Below are 22786 nucleotides of genomic sequence, written 5' to 3'. Positions count from 1 at the left end.
GCTCCAATGCTGGCAAATAATGGGCCTGCGGAAGTGCTCCATTGGGCTTGCTTCAGGGGGTGACCCTAAAACATCCGGTCGGCGTGATCCGCTTGTGGCATTCACGCGTCTAACCGGTCCGACGGGCAGCTTGTGGCTGAAGTGCCCGTGCGACTCGCACGGACCCGCTTCCAAACTCAGGCATGGGGTTATTATATGTCGATATTAACGATAGATTATTGCTAGTATTGTTCCCACGAGTTTTTGTTAGCAATATAATTGCCGAAAACGCTCTTTAATTGACATATATTGGAACCTCCCGTGACAATTGACCTAAACCGGTATGACCGGCAGATACTGCAAATCCTTCAGGAAAGGGGGCGAATCTCCAATCAGGAGCTGGCCGAGGCCATTAACCTCTCCCCTTCGCCCTGTTTGCGGCGGGTTCGCCAACTGGAGGAAGACGGCCTGATTGATGGCTATGTGGCGCTCTTGAACGCCCGCAAGTTGGGGCTGAATTTGATGGCGTTTATTCAGATAAGCATGGATAAGCACACGCCGGATCGTTTTGGCGCCTTTGAGGAGACCATTGCCGGCTATCCAGAAGTGCTGGAGTGTCACCTGATTACCGGGCAATCGGCGGATTATCTGTTGAAGGTGATCGTTAAGGATATGGATGGCTACCAGCAGTTTCTGCTGCACAAACTTACCCGAATCGAAGGGGTGAGCGGCGTGCATTCATCCTTTGTACTTAAATCACCCATTAACAGCACTGCCTTGCCTGTGGAATAACGGGCATGAAATGTGTTCACACTTGAGTCAACAAACCCTGCTGCAACGTCAAGTGCGCTTAAACCTTGGCTTTCCATGCCTTTAGAGCACTCTTTCGGCCTTTAATCCGCTCTCTGGGCATTTTCTCCTACTTCCCTCAGATAGTCCCACCTTTTCCATTCGGTGACAGTGGGACGACGACGACTTCATACCCAAGTAACGTCGGGAGCCTGCGCAATCAGCGGATCAATGCAGTGAGCGCGATAAATCAGCAGCTCGAATTTTGCTGGAGGAGCTTTGCGTGGATCCGGCTGCGGTTTAGCCGGCGTTTCGAGATCCTAACGCAGCAGATGCTTGAGGCCTTAGCGCTTTGATAGGGAATGCACTGCCTGCACAATTTTAATAAGTCAGGAGGAAGAAATGCGAATAATCAAACGATTAAGCAAAACAGCCCTGTGCGTCCTTTTATTCTTTGGTAGCACCGCAGCTAACGCCCAAAGCGAAAACTTAGCTCTAGGAGCATCGGCCTGGGCAAGCACGGAGGATTTACCCGCCAGTAACGCAGTGGACGGAAACGGAAACACCCGCTGGGCGTCGGCCGCGCAAACAGACCCTTCCTATCTAGTCGTGGATTTAGGCCAAGCTTACGAGCTCAGCAGCGTCGTTATTCACTGGGAAGCAGCCAACGCTGAAACCTACCATATTCACGGTTCCAACAATGGGTCCGACTGGGTGACCCTGGCCACTGAATCGGGCGGCACCTTTGGCGACCGTACTGACAATATCAGTGTCGCAGGGAGTCATCGATACGTTCGCATGTACGGCGTTAGTCGCAGCGCCGGTAACGAATGGGGTTATTCAATCTGGGAGTTTGAGGTATACGGTACAGCGAGCAACGGCGGCGGCAGTCCAGAGACCATCACCCTGCAGGCCCAGGACTACGTGAACTATCACGATACCACCCCCTTCAATCAGGGCGGCCAATATCGCGATGACGGCGTGGACATTGAGATCTGCACCGACGTCAGCGGCGACTACAACGTCGGCTGGACGGAAGCGGGGGAATGGCTGGAATACCCCATTGATTTGCAAGGTGGCACCTACACTATCCAGTCCCGCGTGGCATCCGCCGTCGGTGGTGGCGCATTTACCGTGGATCTGAATGGCAGCGAGATCGTCGGTACCCAGAACGTGGCCAATACTGGTGGTTGGCAAAACTGGATCACGCTAGAGTCCGACCCTATTGAACTACCCGCAGGCACCCACACCGTACGGGTCAATGTCATCAGTGGCGGTTTCAACCTAAACTGGCTGCAATTCGACAGCGACGGGAGTGGCAACGGCGGCGATCCCACGCCAGGCCTGCAACTCGTGTGGAGCGATGAATTCGATACCATCGATCACAACAACTGGACCTTTGAAACAGGCAACGGTGATTGGGGTTGGGGTAATGGCGAGCTTCAGTATTACACCGATGGGGACAACGCTTTTATTCAATACGACCCCGAAGTTAACAGCAACGTTTTGGTGCTAGAGGCGCGACAAGAAAACCCGCACAACTACCAATGTCACTATGGTCTGTGTCAGTACACGTCCACCCGGATGAAGTCTTTGGGCAAACAGGAATTCACCTATGGCCGCATGGAAGCGCGCATTAAGCTGCCAACGACTCAGGGCATTTGGCCAGCGTTCTGGATGATGGGCAACGACTTCGAGCAAGTGGGCTGGCCCTACAATGGCGAGCTGGACATCATGGAGCACGTCGGTTTCGAGCCTCATATGAGTCACGGCGCCCTGCACGGACCCGGCTATTCCGGCGACACACCCATCAACGGGTCGCATAACTTCGGTGAGCCGGCGGATGCCCGTTACCGAGTCTATGCGGTTGAGTGGGATGAAAACGGCATCAGTTGGTTTGTCGATGATCATAACTTTTATAGCGTCACCAAAGCTGAGGTCGAGCAGTATGGTACTTGGGTATACGACCACCCCTTCTTCTTTATCTTTAATGTCGCAGTCGGGGGTACATGGCCCGGCGACCCGGATGGCAGCAGTAGCTTTCCACAGCGTATGTATGTGGACTATGTCCGGGTTTATCAGTAACCCATTGAAGAAGTAAATGAAAAAAAGCCCCGGTGACAAACACCGGGGCCTTTTTTTCACGTCGTTCTGACAGCCAATTATTCTGGCCAATCATCTGTGCGGAAAGGTGACGCCGGGAAGCCTTCTTTATTGGTCAAGTTGACCTCTGGGTTGTCCGCCCAGCCGTAGCGCACCGCCACGGGTTTCCGCACCTGGTCGCTCCACACCTCGATGGTGTCGCCTTTAATGCGCGCTTCGGCCCAAACGAATTCGCGATCTTCGCCAGCGATGGCAAAACCGCGCGGCTCGTCCCCAATGCTCAGCGCCAACCCACTGCCGGTGTGATCGAAGCTTAATACGACCTTCCTGCGCTTGACGGTCAGGTCTTTGTAGAGTGGTCCCGAATGCACTTCTTGAGAGCCGTAAGCCAGGGCTTGCGCCCCTGCAGCCAGCCGTTCGCCCACGGCCATTTTGTTGAGTGGATGGATATCGTTCCACTCACCTACGTCGACCGTCACGGCCATGGCGGTTCCAGGTACGCGCAGGGTGTGCAACTGAGCTTCGCGCAATTGAGCCCAGCCGCTTGGGCTAGGCTCCTCCGCCCGCTCTAGGTAGTTGCTCAGCTGGGCATACACAAAGGGGAAATCGCCCTGGAGCCACTGGTGACGCCAGTCGCCAATCAGACTGGCGAAGGAGTCGCGGTATTCGTCCGCGCGCCCGACATTGGATTCCCCTTGGTACCAAATGACACCGTTAATCCGATAATTCACCAATGGCGCAATCATGCCGTTGAACAGCCCCAAGGGTTTCCAGCGCACAAAGGTTTGGGGTGCCAAAGGCGGCATGGCGGCACCTACGCGGTAGTGCCAGTCGCCGGTCAAATCCACTCGCGTGCGCCCGAAGTCCAGTTCATAAAGCCTGTCCGGCACAAAGCCGCCTCGGCCGCCTTGGCTGACAACGCGCAACACCAGGGTGTTCTCACCCGCTTGCAACACACCGGCGGGCACGTGATACCAGCGCGGTGGGTAGCGATAACCGGTGGAACCCACCTGAACACCGTTCACATAAGCGGTATCGGAATCAATAATTTTTCCCAGGTTGAGTTCTGCGGGTTGGCCAGCCATGTTGAGAGGCACATGAAAACTTTTACGAAACCACAAAGCGCCGTTGACCGCTTCGCCGTCTTCAGTGGCCCAGTAACCTGGCACGCTCATGGTTTGCCATTGGGCTAGATCGACATCCGCTCCCAACCAGCGAGGTTCGCCTTTGTCCAAGCCCCGATCCCGTTCGTCCATCTCCTGATGCCAAGCCTGCGATCGCGCTTGATCTGCCTCGATTACCTGCCGTTCAAAGTCGGCGTCGCGATACCGTTTGGCTTCCTCAAGATGCTCTGGAAACGCCTTTAACGCCTCCTCACTCAGCCAGGCTTCGACCGGCGAACCGCCCAGACTGGCGTTGATAATGCCGATTGGGACACCTTGATTCTCTTGCAAACGGCGGGCAAAGAAATAAGCCACCGCCGAGAAGTCTTTAATGGTGTCCGGCGCTACCGCGCGCCAGTGTCCACCTTCCAGGTCCTGCTGAGGCTCGTTAAAGTCGTAACGCTCAGGGACGGTAAATTCACGGATGTGATCGTTCTGCGCCTCTGCCATTAAGCGGCCATAAAGGGGCTCAGTACGCCGCATGGTTAGTTGCATATTTGACTGACCCGACGCCAACCAGACATCCCCCACCAGCACATCACGAACCACAATGCGGTTAGGGCCACTCACCTCCAACTTGTGAGGTCCGCCCGCCGGCATGGGTGGAAGCTGGACTTGCCACTTACCCTCGGCATTGGCCTCAGTCTCGTAAACAGCACCTCGGAAGGCAATTTGTATCTGTTCGCCAGCGTCAGCCCAACCCCATAGGTCCAGTTCGCTATCCCGCTGCAGCACCATGCCGTCGCTCACCAACCGGGGTACAGAAACCTCCGCCCAAGCACTCAGGGACACCGCAAACAAGCACGCAGACAGAGCTACACGACACCAGAAGTCTTTCATAAGCAACCTTTGTAAAAAGAGGAATGTGCTGCCCCGTTGGTCAGCAAGGCATAGTTATAGTCTTTATGATAACAAGGTTCAAAGCGTTACGCCCGGAACTCACCTGATTAGGTGCTGCGCTGCAGATGGTGGGAACTGCAACTACGACAATTGTCGAAATTCTAAAGTCGTACAAGCATTCTCTCGCACTAACCGCCTATACGATAACAGTGTTTGGCTCCAATGAACGCCCTCCCCACCCGACAAAGCCAGGAGGTAAGTGATGGCAGGTCTCAGTACCTCGCAGTTCGAGAATCCAGAGGAAACCTATGCCCTCGACAAGTGCCGCGGTGAGCGAGTAAAGGTGGGTGGTATCTCAGTGTGGCGAAACATCTTCGAACCGGGCTGGCATTACACTGAACACGTCGAACCTCACGTTTGCCAAGCGAACCACGCTGGGTACATCGCGGCGGGCCGACTCGGTATACGAGGGAGCGACGGCACTGAGGCGGTCGCGGGCCCCGGCACTGTGGTCGTCATAGCACCCGGCCACGACGCTTGGACTGTGGGCGAAGAGCCTTGCGTCCTGATCGATTTTGCCGAGAGCATCTCGGGGCTGGACGTAGAAAACTAGAAACAGACCGACTGTGTTGGAGCGCTACCGAAGCCGACTTATCCATCGCCGCGATGGATTCATTAGAACATTCTTTCGGCTTTCAGCAATCTATAAGCCGTGGATAACTTGTAGGTTTCATAAATGCCAGTCAGTCCTACGCCGATAAACAAAGTACCGCCGAGATTTGGCAGGATGTCCATAATTGATTCCGAGAAGACCAGAAGCACAGCAGTTCCCGCGCCGATAGCCACAAGACTCGCTAGAAACATAACAGTGGCGCTGTCGTTTCCCGATACGCCGGTGGTTAAGTTTTTATACGCATAAGCTTTGAGCACACCGTTGCTTGGCCGCCCGGCAACGGCTACAAAATCATCCTCTTCTATCATCACCGGATCGACGGATTTTATCATTATCGGCCGACCATTGATCTTAAACACTGAGACGTGAGACGAGGATCGGTTACGCCCCTCCCCGCTTATTTCAACTGTATTTCTAACGTTTGTGGCCTTACCTTTTATTTTTTCCACTGTAGCGATTCCAAGAAAGGAGCCTCTCAGACTAGCAGGTCGGTTCGACTTGTCTAGAAATATTTACAGACTTTCAGCGGTGTTTTCTTTGACAAATTTAATAATGGCTCCAAAGATGTCTCCGGCTTGCTCCGGATCTGAAAGGTGATGACCTGTACCCTCCGCAATATGCCATTCATGCGGCTTCTTCATTTTTTCCAGCATGCGTCGAAATCGGTATGAATGCTCAACGTCTGCAACTCGATCTTCACTTCCATGGACTATGAAGATGGGCTTACTTAGTTGTCCAGCCAAGTACACCGGGGATGCCTTTTTCAGAGCATCGGTATTATTTCTGTTGATTCCAATCACTCCTTCCAACCAACTTCTCCGTGATTCTGCTAACTGTTGAGAATTGATCAACAGGTTAAGGTCGAACACCCCGGCGACAACCGCAGCACATTGGTATACCTCTGGATGCTGAATTAGTAGCATAGCCGATGCATAAGCTCCATAGCTGAACCCCGTCAAACATATTCGTTTAGGGTCAATGTCCGATCGAGCAGAAACCTCCATCGTTGTCTGATGAATATCATTCAAAATTTTTCCGTACCAATGCCCTACACCCGCCTCGCGATGGCTCCTGGAGATACCACCGGAGCCGCGGAAGTTGACTCGCAATACTGCGAATCCATTCGCGACCAAATATTGAGTAGTCGCGTCGTAATAGCGATTATCAAATACACCAATAGGCCCACCATGGGGCATAACAATCAGCGGGAACGCTTCATCCAATGCAGATGGCATGTTGAGTAGGTAAGGTATGTCAAGGCCGTTCACCTTTGTTTGCCCCTCAATCATTCGGGATGAACGAGTAACACTTTCATCCGGAAAAAATCCTCCCACTCGTCCAGATGTACCCGTTTTATCATCAATCACCAGGAACTCACCTGGAATATTATGGCTTTCTCGATAGATGAGGGTTCGATTAGCTTCACGAGAGGTGTCGATTATTGAAGTCAGAATCTCCGGAGAACGGTCTTCCAATTGGGAGCTTCCATCGTCAATGTATTCAAAACCAACAGCGCCATTTTTGAGTACTCTTAGACCAGTCATCCTGTGGTCTTTGTCCAGCAGAAGACTAAGTACCTTGTACGCTGCCGTTTCATAAACCAACTGTTCTTCACCAGTTTTAAAGTTTACTTTATAAACTGATTGTTGATCCATTTCATTGGCGTCCAAACAATAGTAGCTGTGCTTGTCATTTGCCTTTGCAATGGGGATCAGATTTCTGTTTGAATGACTCTGATCATATTTTCTTTCTATAGGAAAATCCCATGTTTTAATTACTTCTCCCTTATCATCGTCACTAAAGTCGGTGAGTTCGACCTTTTTTTCAGATCCCACCAAAAGTGCAGCCTGAACAACTGAATTGCTATCGATAAACCACCTGAAGGCATAGCCCTCCACCGATCGAACTTCATTTGACAGAACAAACTGCCCCCCGTCAACGCTATCAAGCTTCCCAAGTACTTTGTTATCAGGGGAAAGTTTGGACGCGTTTAGCCTATAAACTCTCGAATATATACCACTCGTCCCATACAAAAACTCTCCTTCAATGTGGGGAAGTGGATCGACCAAGTATCCTTTGGTTCGTACACTACGATAAGTGTTTGTTTGCAACGCTTCCTGTACATTGAGGATAACTAAGCGCGTGGAAATTCTCGTATCAAGGAGGTTTTCAATGCCTTCTATGGACTCGTATAACTGCAGGGCAAGGTGACGATTGTCGATCCAGGCCACAGCGCTTATGCTCGACCCTGAGCCGGAGTAATCTTCCGTACTAAACAACGCACGCTCTGTCATTGTGTCCACATCGATAAGTACAACGATTGGACTACCTGTGTCCATCCTAATGGCCGCTACTTTCTCACCATCCGGGCTCAACCTGGCATTTACCATGCCCGGATACCCAAAGAAATATCCATTATCAATTGCTGGTTTGGCGTGGGTACTTATCGAAAAGACAATGAGAATCAGACCAGAAATTACAGCGAATAATCGATAGATAGCCGGCCAACGATAAAGTACCGGCTTTAGATCTGAGACGCGATGGCTAGCTGGAAAATGGCCACTGACTGAGGACCATGATTGATACCAATTCATTGGATCCTCTTCAATTATTAATTGGCTGCGAGCCATGACTACTCCCTTACTAGCTCCGAGAGAAACGGGTCTTTATAATTCACACCCATTACCAGAGGGTACAGTTCCAACTCATTAGCAAACTGAGCTTCGATCTGGTCTAGCGTCGCGGCTAAACGGTTGAGCAATTCAACATTTACAGCAGATCTGGAGCGCTCGCTCTGAATACGTAATGACCCTATGTAATTAATTCTTCCAGCCTGAATTTGAAATGCCCAGTATGGGCTGTCACTAACGTCGAGCTTGTAAGGCAAATTGTAATAAGGGGCATTAACGCGATGGACCTGATATCGTCCAGAAACTAAGGGAATAAGGATCAAGCCCGGGTCTCGGCCATCAAGGTCAATAATGGTCCAGTTTCTTGGGTTTCGATCAACCAATCGCGAAATCTGCAGATATGCCCCGGCGTGGCCAGGCTGTAATTCGAAGAGTAAATACCCCGAGCCACGCCTTATTTTCTGCACAGTCTTAGGCTCAGTTTCGACAATTTTTTCTGCAGGAGTATCGCCATTGCTATAAGCAAGCAAAGGCGTTAGAAGAATGATCCAAAAAACTATTATAATCTTATTCTGCATAGTAACCTGTTCCCTCGGGGGTCCTAGCTCCATGCTGGCCCGCGAATACCCCGTTTAACCATTTGGACTTTATAGGGGGTGAACTGATCTTTTTAGCACAACCCAGGCGTCCTAGGCAACAACGAAAATGTGGGCGGATCAGGAGATCATAATGACAAATCAGCTCATTCTGCGATATGCACGCACAGCACTAGGTACACTGCTGGTACTTTTTTTGTTCGTCGGGTGTGCCACTCATCCAGCGTTAGATGTACACGTCGTCGAGCCTCTAGGGAGCGATGCAACTCTCGAATCAAACCATGGCGTTTTGGTCGTCAGGGTGATTGATGCAAGTTCAAGCAGGCTTCCCTTTAACTATGTAACGCTCGCACCTCGGGACCTCAATCGTTCATCGAGCATCAAGCCCTTTCGGCTTTCTTCGGTAAGTGGCAGTACTGGGGGAAGCACTTTATTTGCGGTTTCACTTCCCGCTGGCCACTACTCAGTGGCCAGTTTGCTTGCCCGGTACTCTGATGGAGACATTCATTACGCTCGTCGGGTGACTAGCACCGTAGATTTAGGAACGTTTGAAGTCGTTTCAGAAGGGGTCACCGATTTAGGCGAGATTGTTTACTTTCCAAGAATTCAAGAAGATCGATACACAGACACCTTAATTCGAATTCCGAATTCCTCCACTTTATCTGCCGTTAAGCAATTAGTGGATGCTGATGTGCTTTCTGCTAGTCGGATCAGAACTTGGGATACGGATGGCCGAGACACAGAACGGTTTACTCAGTATTCCTCAGCGGCTCAGAACCCAGTTGCTTTTAATGGCCACTATAGAGACCACGATGATAACGTGTACTTTTTCGGAAAGCTGGGTGTCATTTTAATTCGTACGCCAGATGGCAATTGGGGTATGAAGGCCATTGATTCTGCTTCAGATATGCATACGATGGCCGTGAGCCCGGAAGGGCATATGGCTATCGGCGGAGATATGGGAGAAGTCCATTATCGACCTAATAATGGAGCTTGGCGAACAATTGAGTTTGACCCGCGATACAGCATTCGTCACCTGTACTTTCATAATGATCATACCATTGATGTAGTGGCTAGGACTCATCGGGAGATCCTGGTCTTTCGGCAAACTCTCTTAGAGAACGGAGAGCCAAAGAGGCTCGCTTACTATAATTCCGGCTCTGGGTGGATAGATTCACAAGGAACAGCCATAGGACTAGGTATTTCAAATCGGGCCAACCGATACAACAACTTGACCGAGCGAATCGGTTACTTGCGTGTCGCTGATATGGATGGAACGACTTACCTCATGATGAGCACCCAACGTGACGGCAATCAGTCTGTATACTCAAGGCACTATGGAAATGTTTTTACGGTGGATAGGTCAACATGGGCACTTTCAGATGGAAGGCAACATGGTACTCGAATTAATTATGCGATGAACGCCGGGCAAGTAAATTTGGGAGCTAATCGACCTGGGGCGCTTTCAATGAGAACCAGTAATCGTTATTTCCGTTTGGAATCAGATACCGGGCGATGGGTCGAGCTTGCATCGGCATTCGATAATTGCGCCGACCTGGATCTTCGGCCAGGAGCACGTGAATGCGTAAAAGATGGAGCTAGAATTAGGCGCTACCGATCATTTGAGTTTGTTTCCACTCCGGTATTCTCAAGTCCTAATGATGGCCTGGCGTTCGTTCGCCTGAGTGGAACAAGCACGGACAACAGACCAGTATTGACGGCCGTTACCAGTGATGGTGGAGGTTCGTGGCAGGAGGCTGAAATGGATGTAAGCCCTCCGCGTAAGCATTGCTTTTCGACTGTTCCTGAGGCCAGCGATACATTGCTGGTCAACTGTATGGGTGCTGACTTTTTTGAATCAAACGACAACGGAAAGTCATGGCGTCATGTGAGACAACGTCAGCAATTCTAGACTAGAAATCCGCTGGCGTCGGGTTCTTCATTGCATTCTGTCGGTATTGGGAGGGTGTTTGCCCTACTTGTTTTTTAAAAATAGCGTTAAAGGTGGACTTACTGGTAAAACCGGCTTCGGCCAGAACCTCCAACATGGTCCAAGTCTGATAGTCAGGATCAGTCAGTAAGCGCTTGGCATCCTCCACCCGGTAGCTGTTAATGAACTCGAAAAAGTTTTTGCCAAAATGCTGATTGAGGATGCGCGACAGTGTCCGCTCCGGTAGCGAAAGACGCTTTGCCAATGACTCAATGGTAACGTCCGGCTCCAGGTAGGCGCGCTCCGTTTGCATAAGCCGCTCCACTCGCTGAATCTGCTCAGGGGTAAACTCCGCAGTAGCATCACTTTCGCCTTTTAGGGAATTCAAGCCTCCGAACAAGTGGGTGTAGCGAATGCTGATGAACACCAGCGAGTTCACGAATAAAAACATAATGTAGTTGCTGACAATTCCCATCGCGTTGGAAATACCTGCGCTCAGGGCGTCGCCGATTACATGCACCAGTAGCCGCCAAGCAGCGATAAGCACAAAGCCAGCGACGATCCACACCAACCACATGCGCTCCCGTTGCTCCACATTAGCGTAAACCTGATGCAGTTCCCGGTGGTAGCGCCACAACAGAACCAAACACCAGCAACCGTAAGCGATGACGCTGATATGCCAGCCGGACACTAGTCGGGACATCAGAGGCGACCACATGAAACTCATATCCCACATCAGGTTTATCTGTTCTGTCGTGGGGAGGCGGTAGTAGTTCCAAATTAACAGTATTCCGACCAGCAGCGTGGGAACCAGATGCAAAAGATCCAACGGTCGAAAGTGAAACCCTCGATACAACACGCTAGCCACATACCAGTACAACAAAGGGCCCAGCAGCCAATAGCTGAAGCTCCCCAAGAAAAGCAGACTCGGGTGCCAGTCGAGCAGTAAGTGACGCAGGGGGTCGCTCCAGGTAACCAGCGTGTCCAAAGCCTGAATCGCCGTAACCAGGAGAATGCTGATTAACAAATAAGTGGAGTAGTCAGCACTGCGGCGCGTGAACTGCAGCAATACCGCCAGTAACAGGTACTGGCCAACCGCCATCAGTAGAATCAGATCGTGGACATTGAATAACAATGTGTCGTGAGTCAGCGTATTCACAGGTGTTCAAGACCCCGTTCATTATTGTGATTATTCCCGCGTGCCCTGCGCGCTTCAATCCAGAGTCCGAAGTTAGGCTTCCGCTGCTCGGACGTGCCAACTTCGGATTGGTAGGATCCTCGGTCGAGTACCAGCGGGCCCAGCGGTTAGGGTCGGCAGTGCCACTGTCAGAGGTGCCCTAGTGCATCTTAGCGGAAGCTTCCCGGTGGCGCCAAGCCAACGGCCCCATCCAGGTGGCCGCCCCTGACCAACCAACCATGGAATTGAGCCGATGAAAATAACAACTGCACTCCTGACCTTGTTTGTGTATGCCTCCCTCGCTGCCAGTAGCGCCTTCGCCCACAATCCCGCGCGCGAAGACCCACTCTGGGCACCGTTTAACAACCATGACAGTAACAATTGGTTGATCGCCGACGGTTATAAAAACAACGATGCTTTTTTTGGTTGCTATTGGAGCAATGACCGAGTCGGATTTTCCGGCGGGCAGATGACACTGTCTCTGGCCTCCAACACGTCGCACCAGGCGCCCTATCAATACGATTGCGCCGAGTACGCCACGCATGAATTTTTCGGCTACGGCCTGTATGAAGTGTCGATGCGACCGGCTCCGGTCTCCGGTGTGGTTTCTTCGTTCTTTACCTATACCGGGCCCTACTACGGAGGTGCTCCCTGGGATGAAATCGACATTGAATTTTTGGGTAACGACACCTCCCAAGTTCAATTTAACTATTACACCAATGGCGTCGGTGGCAATGAAATCGTTCACCAGCTGGGATTTAATGCTGCCGATAGCTTTAACACCTACGCTTTCGAGTGGCATGAAAATTATATTAATTGGTACGTCAACGGCCAGTTGGTCGCTACCGCAACTGAGAACATCCCGTCCAGCCCCAGTAAGATCATGATGAATATTTGGAATACCTACGGCCTGGATGAGTGGACTGGCCCTTACTATGGGCAGGAAGCACAGGCGGTGTACGAATGGGTGAGGTTTACCCCTTATGAAGCCAATGGGGGTTCTCCCGGTGCAGATTTTCAGCTTCGAGCTTGCGATCGCAACGCAGCGTCCAGCGGCGTGGCCACCTGGGAGTGTGGCGTGGGCAGCTTCGACGCCGGCCAGTGGATTCGTTTCGACAATGTGGATCTGTCCAGCGGTTACAACGCCTTTGCAGTCAGCCATGCAACCACCGTCAGCGGTAGTTTTGAAATACGCTTGGGGAGCCCCAACGGTACCACTATTGGCACGGTAAATTATTCATCCACAGGCGGCTGGGGTGATTATCAGTGGAACGGTACACCGTCACTAAACACCGGCGCACAAGGTGTTCATGACATCTATATTGTAATGACTCAAGGCGCTACCAACATTTCCGAGTTCTGGTTCAAAAACGAGTAGCACCCCACACCGCTAACCCGGGTTCGAAACTTGCGAGGGTTCGAACCCGGGAGGCACAGCTTAGGGCGCTTAGTCGATCCAGCTATTCTTCAAGGACAGTAACCGGCACAGACCATCTCATCTGACCATCCTCAGTTATCACGGTAATTTCGGCCGAACCGGGACTGAGGCCATACAGAGTACCGGTTTCTCTATCGGCGCGAACAATGTCCGTGCCTTCGGTAATACTTAACGTGTAGTTTGTATTGTGCGCGTTGGCGGGGGCGATGATCACTTCAAAGTTGGTATGCTCGCCAAGCGGGATTTCCCGTTCATGAATATGCAGGTAAGCGCCTGATACAGCCACTCTCCCGTCGTCGTAAAAAGACACTGGCCGTTCAGACGTACGCATCACACTGTACGGACTGAGTGCCACTATATTGGCGCCAGGGCGATGCAACCATTGACCGAATTGGCCACCGTCGGTGATATCGAAATAGCGGAAGTCGTCACAGTCGCCGTTTTTCAATCCACCCCAGGACCAGTTCAACCATCCGGCTTCATGAATGTGCAGAAGCTCCATGCCTTCTAAATAAGGTAACGGTTCAGGGTCATCACACTGGCCGACGCGGGTGACCGAAGGCCCTTCGCCCACGATCATCGCCAGACCTTTTTCCTTAGCGGTGATAGCGACCTTCTTGTAGTTTTCCACGGCAACTTCCGCAGACCAATAAGAGTGTGTCGAGAAAATTACATTCTCCAGCGGATCCTGTTTAGACAACTCGGGGCCAACGCGTAGTAGCTGATCAACATCCTGACCCCAAACCGCAGCGTCAATCATAATGGGTACGGTGTAGCCCCAGCGCCTAAGGGACGCAATGGCGTCACTGTACGCTTCGATAAATTGTTCGTCCGTAATAGAGTGGCCACCCGCCTCATTGGCGATGTTAACGATGGTCCACTGTTTATGAGACTCGACCTTCTCTATCAGGTGCGGGTTGTTCCAAAAATCGATGCAGGCTTGTAAGGCGTCATCCCATTTCCCCGTGGCATTGTGACATTCCGGTATGGCCACCATCTTGTGCTCGACCGTCAGATCGATCAGTGTTTCCAGATCCGCGGTGTTGAAGTTGTGATCCCAGACGAGGCGCACGGCGTTTGCGCCGGACTGATCTATTTGTGGGATCAGTCGCTCACCGCTCGGATCCTCTGACCAGACAAACATTTCGTTGAACCCACGCATAACAAATTTTTCACCGGCGGCGGTGTACAGGTGTCCATCCCGCACATGTAGCGTCGTTTCGGAGGGAGTCGTCGTGCACGCCGTCATCACGAATAACACCAGAAGTGCTGTTAGTTTATGCATGGATATCACCATAGTAGTCAGCCTCTTTTGTTTTATTAGATGCGTCCCGCATCCAATCGTGAAGATGGCGAAACGGGTAAACCGTGTAGCCTGTGCCAGTATAGCGACAACAGTGACGATTGCGACTTCGGAACCGGAATCAGAGGTGTGTATGAGCAACCCTCTGTCTACGCGCCTTGTCAGCTAGGGTCCGAACTCGCTTTACGTAACCTCGGACCGACCGAAGTTCAGCTTTGTCGGCCCGTCGGTCGCTGACTCTTTGTTTATGTGGGAATATATGACAGTAAAATTCACATAATAGGTAAATGATATGCCACTTCTCCAACCACTGAATGCGGCTCTTAAGGCGGGCCTAGTAGCGAGTATGGTCTTCCTGGCAGGCTGCGGTAGCACCAATGGAACCCCACCTCCGCCCTCTTCATCATCGTCGGATTCATCAAGCTCATCCAGCAGTAGCTCTAGTGCAGCGGGACCGGATTTGTGCGGCTTTCTCCAAGAAGACGGCGTAACCATCGGCATTCAAAACAGCCGCATCGAGGCGGAGGATTTTGATGGTTGTTCAGGGTCTTACTCCACCAATGCAGACAACGGCGGTGGTGGCTACCGAGACGCCGGCGTGAATATCAGTGCCGATGAAGCCAACTCTAACGGCTATTTCGTCAATCAGCTGGAAGCCGGTGACTATTTGGAATACAGCGTAAATGTGGCCCGTTCAGGCCACTATGGTTTGGCCTATCGGGTACTGCCTAGTGAATCAGGAGCGGGTTATCGGCTGTCTGTTGATGGCCGCGTACTGAGTAATTCCCAAGTAAGCGTAGCCGCTGGGGACTCAAGCGATTGGCGTTACGTTCACACGTCAGGCATCTATCTGAGTGACGGACCGCAAATCCTGCGATTAGAAATTACCGGCGGCGTTTCAGCACTGGACTATGTGGACTTTGCTTACGACGAAGCGCTCGTTCTCGAGCCGCACAGCACTGTCCAAGCCATGGGCATCGGCATCAACCTCGGCAATACCTTGGATGCACCCAGTGAAGGCGCCTGGGCATCACCGGCCCAAAAGCATCATCTGGAAGATTTTCGAGAGGCCGGTTTCCTGCACGTGCGCATTCCGGTGACATGGGGTAATCACATTTCAAACAGTGAACCTTACAAGGTCACCGACGAGCGGATGGATCGAACCGAGGAAGTGGTGGACTGGGCGCTCGAACAAGGCTACTTCGTTATCCTGAACGCGCACCATGAGAGTTGGCTGAAGGACAATTACACCAGTGCCAACAGAGATCGTTTTGATGCTTTATGGACTCAAGTCGCGACCCGATTCCAAGACAAATCCGCGCGCTTAATATTTGAAATTCTTAATGAGCCCGTGGGTATGACGGCATCTCAAGTTAATAGCTTGAACGCACGAGTCTTGGAAATAATCCGCGCCTCCAACCCCGAGCGCCTGGTGGTGATAGCCGGCGAAGACTACAGCGGCATCGCCACTCTGGATACGTTGGCCGTACCCGACGATGATTTTTTGATTGGCAATTTCCACTCCTATGACCCCTGGGAGTTTGCCGGGCAGTGCACACGCCGCTGGGGGAGCCAACAAGACATTGACGAGCTGACAGCAATCTACCAACGTGCGGCCAACTGGTCGGAGGATAAGGGCATACCGCTAATGGTCAACGAATTCGGAGCCGCTAAGTACGACTTTACGGCCCCGGACAATGTCTGCAATCATCAGGATCGGCTGGATTACTTGCACCATCACGTGACTCTCGCCATCGGCCACGGCATAGCGGCCAGTTTCTGGGACGACGGCGGCTCCTTTAGCAGTTACGACCGCGAGGCACGCACTTGGGGAGATGAGAAAGATGTGCTGGTGGCACCCAACCCCTGATCGCTAGGTTTAAAACTTCGGGAAGGCAGCCATTTTGGGCGCAGAATAAACAAACCGGAACCTTGTTTGATTGCTTCGGCAAAGTGTTTGCGCCACAAATGGCTGGCCTTGGGGAAACCGAGAAATACTCGTCCGACGCCAGCTACGACAACAACCGCAGCTGGTCACAGGCTCCAGCTATTCCCCACCTGCGAAAGCGGAATACAGCCTTTTTGTTCACCCGGCACTAAGTCATAAATAAGGACATTTTTGCCGATATATTCAGAGGAAAAATAACCCCAGAGCGCCAGGGATTTTAACTGGCGGTAAAACCCAACGGGCTTCTGTTCGCCAATCGTGCCGCCCCAGATCTGCGGGTTGTAAGTGCCCGAGTCTCGCTCTTCTTGTTCCAGCATCTGTTGGCGCTGCGTTTGACTCAGCTCGGGGTAATCTTTGCCAAATCGCTCCCGGGCACGTCCGTTAAACCGGTCGACAGCGTGGCGCATCGCCTCTTGCTCAGCAGGCGGCATCATCCGGTCAATGACCCGACCGATAAACACATCTACCTTGAGTTCCTTTGCGCCAGGTGTGTCGGTGGCTGGGAGTATCGTGTCTACCAATTCGGCAATGGTGTTGGCCTGCTTCTGGTTTAAGGTAGCGGGTGTTCCGTCGCTTCGGCCGCAGGCAGTCAGCACGGACATCAACGTCGGCGCGGAAAGGGCGAGGCCGCCAAAGAAGATCGTTTGTTTTAAAGCGTCTCTTCGGTTCATATCAAAGATTTCCCTTCTTGAGTTCAGCAACCGCATAGTTGGCCGCCCGGGCAGTGATGGCCATATAGGTTAGGGAAGGATTGACGCAGGACGACGACGTCATGCAGGCGCCGTCGGAAACAAACACATTCGGGACTGCGTGAACCTGATTGGTGCCATTAAGCACCGAAGTGTCGGGGTCGCGGCCCATGCGTGCGGTGCCCATTTCGTGGACCCCATGGCCGGGAACATGCTCGTTATCAAAGTCGACAATATCTTTAAAGCCCAGGGTCTCCAACATGTCCGCTGCATCCGCGCGTATTTGTCGATTGATGGCCTTTTCGTTGTCCTTAAATTCACAATCAATATTCAAAACCGGTAAGCCCCAGGCATCGAGGGTATCCTGGTCCAGGCTTACCTTGTTGTCGTGGTAGGGCAAGCATTCCCCAAAGCCGGTAATAAAGAAGCGCCAATCACCAGGTTTGAACAGGCTGTCCTTAAAGTCGGCGCCGAATTCTGGCTCGTTAGTGCCTGCCGACCAGTTTTCTCGGTAGGCGCCGCCCTGGTAACCGAAGCCACGCAAAAACTTGTCAGTGGCGGTTGCTTCATCCAAGTTGACGTAGCGGGGAATATAGATCCCGTTGGGCCGCCGACCCGAGTAGTATTGATCCTCAAAACCATCAAAGCGGCCCATGGCGCCCACGCGATAGGTGTGGTCCATCAGGTTGTGGCCCAGCTCGCCGCTGTCATTACCCAGTCCGTTGGGGAAACGGTCCGAAGTTGAATGCAATAAAATTTGTGTGCTGCCCAGGGCCGAGGCATTGCAGAAAATGATACGGGCCTTGTACTCAATTACCTCGTGTGTCTCTGCATCAATGACTCGCACACCCGTGGCTTTGCCCTGGCTGTCGTCGTAGATAATCGAGTGAACGACGGAGTGGGGGCGCAGAGTGAGTTTACCTGTGGCACCGGCAGCGGGCAGAGTGACGGCATTGCTGCTGAAATAGGCACCGAAGGGGCAGCCACGATCGCAACGATTAAAAAATTGACAGGGTCCTCTTCCGTTAATCGCTTTTGTTGCGTGGGCAACTCTGCCAATGGTGAGGTATCGGCCCGGGTACTGCTTTTCCAAACGCTTTTTCACGTGCTTCTCAAGACAGTTCAATTCCATGGGGGGCAGGAACTGGCTATCGGGCAAATGCGGTAGGCCTAAAGGCTCCCCGCTGATACCCGCGAATGTTTCAACGTAGTCGTACCAGGGCTCCAGATCTTTGTAGCGAATCGGCCAGTCCACACCGAAGCCGTCTTTGGCGTTGGCTTCAAAGTCCAAGTCGCTCCAGCGATAGGTCTGGCGCCCCCACACCAGTGATCGCCCGCCCATTTGGTGCCCCCTGACCCAGGTAAAGGGCTTGGTTTCGGTATAAGGGTTGGCTTGATCGTCGGCGAAAAAATGCTTGTTGGTTGCTCCTACAAATCCCGCGCGAGCCGCGTATTTGTGCTTTTCCCGCTCTTCGGGCGTAAGTCCGCCGCGCAGCTCCATGTCCCAGGGGTCGTCAAACGTCGTAGGGTAGTCCTTTTGGTGCTCGACGATTCGGCCCCGCTCCAGCACCAGAGTTTGTAAACCACCTTCGCACAATTCCTTCGCCGCCCAGCCACCGCTGATGCCGGAGCCGATGACGATGGCATCGTAGGTAATGGTTTTGTCGGCCTTGATGTTTAAATAGGACATATTATTTATGCTTATTGAGATTTGTTAATCGAGATGACCACCATACTATTATCATAGGATTGACGTGAAGGGACCGACGCAACTTTTGTGCCCGTCGCGATAGGATACAGGCTCTAAGAGCCGTTTTGATGCCCTTGGCCTATTCGGCAAACTGAGTAGTGAAAGTATGGCGGGGTAACTCGGCAAACCGACCGATACCCCACCATTGTCGAGCTCAGTGACCACTTATCTAGTCACCGATAAGGATACTGGTTATATATCCAGGTTTGCTACCGCCAACGCGTTGGTTTCGATGAACTCCCGACGCGGCTCCACATGGTCACCCATAAGGGTGGTGAAGATCTGATCGGCCGCGATGGCATCGTGGATATTCACACGTAGCATGCGCCGGGTTTCTGGATTCATGGTGGTATCCCACAACTGCTCCGGATTCATTTCACCCAAACCTTTGTAGCGCTGAATGTTATAGCCCTTGCGAGACTCCTTCATCAACCAACTCAACGCTTGATCGAAGCTGGATACCGGGTTTTTGCGCTCTCCGCGCTGGACGTAGGCGCCCTCTTCCAGCAGATTTACAATTTTCTCCCCCAAATTCACGATGGCCTGATACTCACCGGATTGGAAGAACTCATGGGTGAACGGGTATTGAGTAGAGAGCCCGTTGGCGATGATTTCAATCTGCGGCAGGAACAGGTGCCGTTCGGTGTCCTCGCGCACTGTAATGATATAGCGCTGGCTACCCGCGCGTGCGTCCAGGCTCAAGCGCGCAAGAAGCTGGTCACACCACTGCTGCATATGGCCCTGGTCGCTCAGGTGTTCTGGACGAAGGGAAGGCAAGTAGATCATTTGATCCAGAATTTCTTCCGGATACAGGCGCGACAGGCGCTGGATGGTGTTCATTACCGCGCGGTATTCGTTGACCAATTGCTCCAGGGCCGTACCGCTGAGACCAGGCGCGTCAGCGTTGACATGCAAGCTGGCACCTTCCAAAGCGGCTTGAGTCAGGAATGAGGTCAAGGCTTCTTCGTCTTTCAGGTATTGCTCCTGCTTGCCCTTGCTGATCTTGTACAGCGGCGGCTGGGCAATAAACACATGACCACGCTCAATGAGCTCGCGCATTTGACGGAAGAAGAAGGTCAGCAGAAGCGTACGGATGTGAGACCCATCCACGTCCGCATCCGTCATGATAATGATACTGTGGTAGCGAAGTTTTTCCGGGTTAAATTCTTCTTTGCCGATACCGCACCCCAACGCGGTAATGAGGGTGCCCACTTCAGCGCTGGATAGCATTTTGTCGAATCGGGCTTTTTCCACGTTCAGGATTTTACCTTTCAACGGCAGAATGGCCTGAGTTTTCCGGGCCCGACCCTGTTTGGCGGAACCACCGGCGGAGTCACCCTCCACCAGGTAAACTTCAGACAGCGCCGGATCCTTCTCCTGACAATCGGCCAGTTTGCCCGGCAGGCCAGCGATATCCAGGGCACCTTTGCGGCGGGTCATATCCCGAGCCTTGCGAGCGGCTTCCCGGGCGCGAGCGGCATCAATCATTTTGTTGACGATGGTTTTCGCTTCCGAGGGGTTTTCCAGCAAATACTCGCCAAAGATCTGGTACATCTCCTGCTCTACCGCGGTTTTCACCTCGGAAGACACCAGTTTATCTTTGGTCTGTGAGGAGAATTTTGGATCAGGCACTTTCACGGAAATGATGGCCGTAAGGCCTTCCCGAGCGTCGTCGCCGGTGGTGTTTACCTTGGCTTTGGCGGCCAAGCCTTCCTTTTCAATGTATCCGTTCAGCGTACGGGTCAAAGCGGCGCGGAAGCCCGCCAAGTGGGTTCCGCCATCGCGCTGGGGAATATTGTTGGTGTAGCAGTAGAGGTTTTCCTGGAAGGAATCATTCCACTGTAGAGCCACTTCTACCCCAATACCGTCTGGGCGGTCTGACGCCAATATATGGACGGTCTTGTTGATGGGGGTTTTGTTCTTGTTTAGGTGTTCAACAAACGCTTTAAGGCCACCTTCGTATTGGTAAACCTCCTCTTTGGCGCTACGCTCATCCTTCAGGACAATGCGCACGCCAGAGTTAAGGAATGACAACTCCCGCAAGCGCTTGGCCAGGATGTCGTATTCAAATTCGATATTGGTGAAAGTTTCTTTTGACGGCTTGAATTGAATGTCGGTGCCCGTCTTACTGGTTTCTCCCACAACCGCCAGAGGAGCCTGGGGTACGCCGTGGACATAATCTTGTTCGTACACCTGCCCAGCCCGGCGGATGGTCAATTTTAGGTGTTCGGACAAGGCGTTCACTACCGAGATACCTACACCGTGCAGGCCGCCGGATACCTTGTAACTGTTATCGTCAAACTTACCACCCGCGTGAAGTACGGTCATAATTACTTCAGCGGCAGAGACGCCCTCTTCGTGCATTTCCGTAGGGATACCCCGGCCGTTGTCGGAAACGGTGATGGTTTCGTCAGGGTGGATGACTACACGGATTTCGGTACAGTGTCCGGCCAGGGATTCATCGATGGAGTTATCAACAATCTCGAACACCATATGGTGCAAACCGGAACCGTCATCGGTGTCCCCGATGTACATGCCCGGCCGTTTGCGCACCGCATCCAGCCCTTTAAGGACCTTAATGCTGGACGAGTCGTAGTTCTGTTCTTCAGACATAGATTGCTCCATCGATGTTATTCGTTGGCCGCGGACGACGTTTCGTCGACGGCTTTAAGCTCACCCTGTTCCACGTGAAACACTTTTCGGGCTAAATGGGGTCGGTCTAGCCAGTCCGCCAGCAGCGCTTCGCGCTCTACCCCAGTGATAAACACTTGTCCGCCCAATTTTTCCAACCAGTCCACCAGCCGTGCTCGGTGATGTTGATCCAACTCGGCGGGTAAATCATCGACCAGGTAAACGCAGCGGTTCCCAGTCGTGTTCGCAAATACGTAAGCTTGGGACACTTTTAGCGCGCAAACCACCAGCTTCTGTTGGCCTCGGGACAACACTTCACCTGCGGGTTGGCCGTTTACCGTTATTCTTAAGTCAGCCCGATGGCATCCGCTGTGGGTGTACCCCTGCTGAAAGTCCTTCTCAAAATTGGCTTTCAGTACTTCTTCGTAGCTTCGCTCCCTATCCCAGCCCCGAAAGTAATTAAGCTCTACCCCCGGTATCCGAACGAAGCTCTCAAGGAGTTCAAGGAAAACGGCCCTAAACTGCGCTACTGACTGACTTCGGTACTGATGGAGGGCCTCACTTAGGGTAAGCAGCTCCCGGTCCCATACGGCCAATTCAGAGCGATCTATTCTATCACGTCGGAGCAGTGCATTGCGGTGTTTTAGACAGCGCTGAGCGCCCTTCCACACCCCAAAAAATTGTGGTTCCACGTGAAACACCAACCAATCAATAAACTGCCGACGAACCTTTGGGCTGCCCTCCAACAACTGGAAACTGTCGGAGTTAATGACCTGCACCGGCAAGTAACTGGCCAGCTCCGCAATGGAGGAAACCTGTATCCCATTGGCCTTAAAGCTGGATTGACCGTCTTTTTGGCGGTGTACTCCCAGTGGAATGTCCGCGCCCCGGCTGGACACCCGACCGAATACGGTAAATGCCTCTTGCCCATGACGGATCAATGGTTTGTGTTTGTGGCTGCGAAAGGATCGGCCCAACGCCAGACTATGTATGGCTTCAAGCACACTGGTCTTACCGGACCCGTTTTCTCCATACAACAGGTTTATGCGTGGCGATGGCTCTAAGTCCACCGCCTGCAGATTGCGAAGGTTTTGAATAGAAAGGCGTTTTAAGGTCATACGACCGGAAGGTATCGTGACTTATGCCC

General features: G+C 52.4%; 16 protein-coding genes. 6 read left to right on the top strand and 10 right to left on the bottom strand.

The genetic code is table 11. The features are described from left to right. Positions 1 to 306 precede the first annotated feature (306 nt). Both RBH33_RS10110 and RBH33_RS10105 read left to right on the top strand, forming a co-directional pair. The gene (locus tag RBH33_RS10110) at positions 307 to 771 is read left to right on the top strand and encodes an Lrp/AsnC family transcriptional regulator (RefSeq protein WP_373568254.1); all 465 of its coding nucleotides are present in this window, start codon (positions 307 to 309) and stop codon (positions 769 to 771) included. Between the two features lie 399 nt (positions 772 to 1170). Then, positions 1171 to 2853: a carbohydrate-binding protein gene (locus tag RBH33_RS10105; RefSeq protein WP_306732058.1), complete on the top strand. Its 1683-nt coding sequence runs from the start codon at positions 1171 to 1173 to the stop codon at positions 2851 to 2853. 77 nt (positions 2854 to 2930) lie between these two features. Here RBH33_RS10105 and RBH33_RS10100 read toward each other — a convergent pair whose 3' ends face one another. Continuing rightward, entirely contained in the window at positions 2931 to 4874 is a 1944-nt protein-coding gene (locus RBH33_RS10100; RefSeq protein WP_306732057.1) for a sialate O-acetylesterase, read from the bottom strand. Between the two features lie 262 nt (positions 4875 to 5136). Here RBH33_RS10100 and RBH33_RS10095 point away from each other — a divergent pair, with 262 nt between their 5' ends. After that, positions 5137 to 5487 (top strand): cupin domain-containing protein, encoded by a 351-nt coding sequence (locus tag RBH33_RS10095; RefSeq protein ID WP_306732056.1) that lies wholly within the window; start codon positions 5137 to 5139, stop codon positions 5485 to 5487. A gap of 62 nt (positions 5488 to 5549) precedes the next feature. Here the strand turns inward: RBH33_RS10095 and RBH33_RS10090 are convergent, their stop codons facing one another. The 3 genes from RBH33_RS10090 to RBH33_RS10080 form a co-directional block, all read right to left on the bottom strand. Next, complete coding sequence (locus tag RBH33_RS10090; protein WP_306732055.1) at positions 5550 to 5879, bottom strand: hypothetical protein; 330 nt, start codon at positions 5877 to 5879, stop codon at positions 5550 to 5552. Positions 5880 to 6059: 180 nt separating this feature from the next. Then, positions 6060 to 8177 (bottom strand): alpha/beta hydrolase family protein, encoded by a 2118-nt coding sequence (locus RBH33_RS10085; RefSeq protein WP_306732054.1) that lies wholly within the window; start codon positions 8175 to 8177, stop codon positions 6060 to 6062. A 2-nt stretch (positions 8178 to 8179) separates the two neighbouring features. Continuing rightward, complete coding sequence (locus tag RBH33_RS10080; protein WP_306732053.1) at positions 8180 to 8755, bottom strand: hypothetical protein; 576 nt, start codon at positions 8753 to 8755, stop codon at positions 8180 to 8182. A gap of 151 nt (positions 8756 to 8906) precedes the next feature. Here RBH33_RS10080 and RBH33_RS10075 point away from each other — a divergent pair, with 151 nt between their 5' ends. Then, entirely contained in the window at positions 8907 to 10685 is a 1779-nt protein-coding gene (locus tag RBH33_RS10075; protein ID WP_306732052.1) for a hypothetical protein, read from the top strand. 1 nt (position 10686) lies between these two features. Here RBH33_RS10075 and RBH33_RS10070 read toward each other — a convergent pair whose 3' ends face one another. Continuing rightward, positions 10687 to 11862, bottom strand: coding sequence for a helix-turn-helix domain-containing protein (locus tag RBH33_RS10070; RefSeq protein ID WP_306732051.1), 1176 nt, complete (start codon positions 11860 to 11862; stop codon positions 10687 to 10689). Positions 11863 to 12133: 271 nt separating this feature from the next. On the opposite strand from RBH33_RS10070, the gene RBH33_RS10065 reads away from it, so the two are divergent. Continuing rightward, positions 12134 to 13258, top strand: a complete 1125-nt coding sequence (locus tag RBH33_RS10065; protein ID WP_306732050.1) for a family 16 glycosylhydrolase — start codon at positions 12134 to 12136, stop codon at positions 13256 to 13258. An 82-nt stretch (positions 13259 to 13340) separates the two neighbouring features. On the opposite strand, the gene RBH33_RS10060 is transcribed toward RBH33_RS10065, so the two are convergent. Continuing rightward, the gene (locus RBH33_RS10060; RefSeq protein WP_306732049.1) at positions 13341 to 14603 is read right to left on the bottom strand and encodes a cellulase family glycosylhydrolase; all 1263 of its coding nucleotides are present in this window, start codon (positions 14601 to 14603) and stop codon (positions 13341 to 13343) included. A gap of 478 nt (positions 14604 to 15081) precedes the next feature. On the opposite strand from RBH33_RS10060, the gene RBH33_RS10055 reads away from it, so the two are divergent. Beyond that, positions 15082 to 16491 carry a cellulase family glycosylhydrolase gene (locus RBH33_RS10055; RefSeq protein WP_306732048.1) on the top strand — a complete coding sequence of 470 codons (1410 nt, stop codon included), beginning with the start codon at positions 15082 to 15084 and terminating at the stop codon, positions 16489 to 16491. 164 nt (positions 16492 to 16655) lie between these two features. On the opposite strand, the gene RBH33_RS10050 is transcribed toward RBH33_RS10055, so the two are convergent. From RBH33_RS10050 to recF, 4 genes are all read right to left on the bottom strand, one after another. Beyond that, on the bottom strand, positions 16656 to 17240 hold the full coding sequence (locus RBH33_RS10050) for a gluconate 2-dehydrogenase subunit 3 family protein (protein WP_306732047.1): 585 nt from the start codon (positions 17238 to 17240) through the stop codon (positions 16656 to 16658). Between the two features lies 1 nt (position 17241). Next, on the bottom strand, positions 17242 to 18948 hold the full coding sequence (locus RBH33_RS10045; RefSeq protein ID WP_306732046.1) for a GMC oxidoreductase: 1707 nt from the start codon (positions 18946 to 18948) through the stop codon (positions 17242 to 17244). Between the two features lie 252 nt (positions 18949 to 19200). Then, complete coding sequence (gyrB, locus tag RBH33_RS10040) at positions 19201 to 21621, bottom strand: DNA topoisomerase (ATP-hydrolyzing) subunit B (RefSeq protein WP_306732045.1); 2421 nt, start codon at positions 21619 to 21621, stop codon at positions 19201 to 19203. A gap of 17 nt (positions 21622 to 21638) precedes the next feature. Beyond that, positions 21639 to 22757 (bottom strand): DNA replication/repair protein RecF, encoded by a 1119-nt coding sequence (recF, locus tag RBH33_RS10035; RefSeq protein WP_306732044.1) that lies wholly within the window; start codon positions 22755 to 22757, stop codon positions 21639 to 21641. Between the last annotated feature and the right edge of the window lie 29 nt (positions 22758 to 22786).

Origin of the sequence: Marinimicrobium hydrolyticum (assembly GCF_030848505.1) — a bacterium.
Taxonomy (GTDB): Bacteria; Pseudomonadota; Gammaproteobacteria; order Pseudomonadales; family Cellvibrionaceae; genus JAVDDU01.
This window is presented reverse-complemented; position numbering and strand designations above follow the sequence as displayed.

Excerpts from the sequence above, each read along its gene's own strand:
- RBH33_RS10095 (WP_306732056.1), top strand. The coding sequence starts at position 5,137 with ATGGCAGGTCTCAGTACCTCGCAGTTCGAGAATCCAGAGGAAACCTAT.
- RBH33_RS10080 (WP_306732053.1), bottom strand. The coding sequence starts at position 8,755 with ATGCAGAATAAGATTATAATAGTTTTTTGGATCATTCTTCTAACGCCT.
- RBH33_RS10045 (WP_306732046.1), bottom strand. The coding sequence starts at position 18,948 with ATGTCCTATTTAAACATCAAGGCCGACAAAACCATTACCTACGATGCC.
- RBH33_RS10090 (WP_306732055.1), bottom strand. The coding sequence starts at position 5,879 with ATGATAAAATCCGTCGATCCGGTGATGATAGAAGAGGATGATTTTGTA.
- RBH33_RS10105 (WP_306732058.1), top strand. The coding sequence starts at position 1,171 with ATGCGAATAATCAAACGATTAAGCAAAACAGCCCTGTGCGTCCTTTTA.
- RBH33_RS10085 (WP_306732054.1), bottom strand. The coding sequence starts at position 8,177 with ATGGCTCGCAGCCAATTAATAATTGAAGAGGATCCAATGAATTGGTAT.
- RBH33_RS10050 (WP_306732047.1), bottom strand. The coding sequence starts at position 17,240 with ATGAACCGAAGAGACGCTTTAAAACAAACGATCTTCTTTGGCGGCCTC.
- RBH33_RS10060 (WP_306732049.1), bottom strand. The coding sequence starts at position 14,603 with ATGCATAAACTAACAGCACTTCTGGTGTTATTCGTGATGACGGCGTGC.
- recF (WP_306732044.1), bottom strand. The coding sequence starts at position 22,757 with ATGACCTTAAAACGCCTTTCTATTCAAAACCTTCGCAATCTGCAGGCG.
- gyrB (WP_306732045.1), bottom strand. The coding sequence starts at position 21,621 with ATGTCTGAAGAACAGAACTACGACTCGTCCAGCATTAAGGTCCTTAAA.
- RBH33_RS10100 (WP_306732057.1), bottom strand. The coding sequence starts at position 4,874 with ATGAAAGACTTCTGGTGTCGTGTAGCTCTGTCTGCGTGCTTGTTTGCG.
- RBH33_RS10065 (WP_306732050.1), top strand. The coding sequence starts at position 12,134 with ATGAAAATAACAACTGCACTCCTGACCTTGTTTGTGTATGCCTCCCTC.
- RBH33_RS10075 (WP_306732052.1), top strand. The coding sequence starts at position 8,907 with ATGACAAATCAGCTCATTCTGCGATATGCACGCACAGCACTAGGTACA.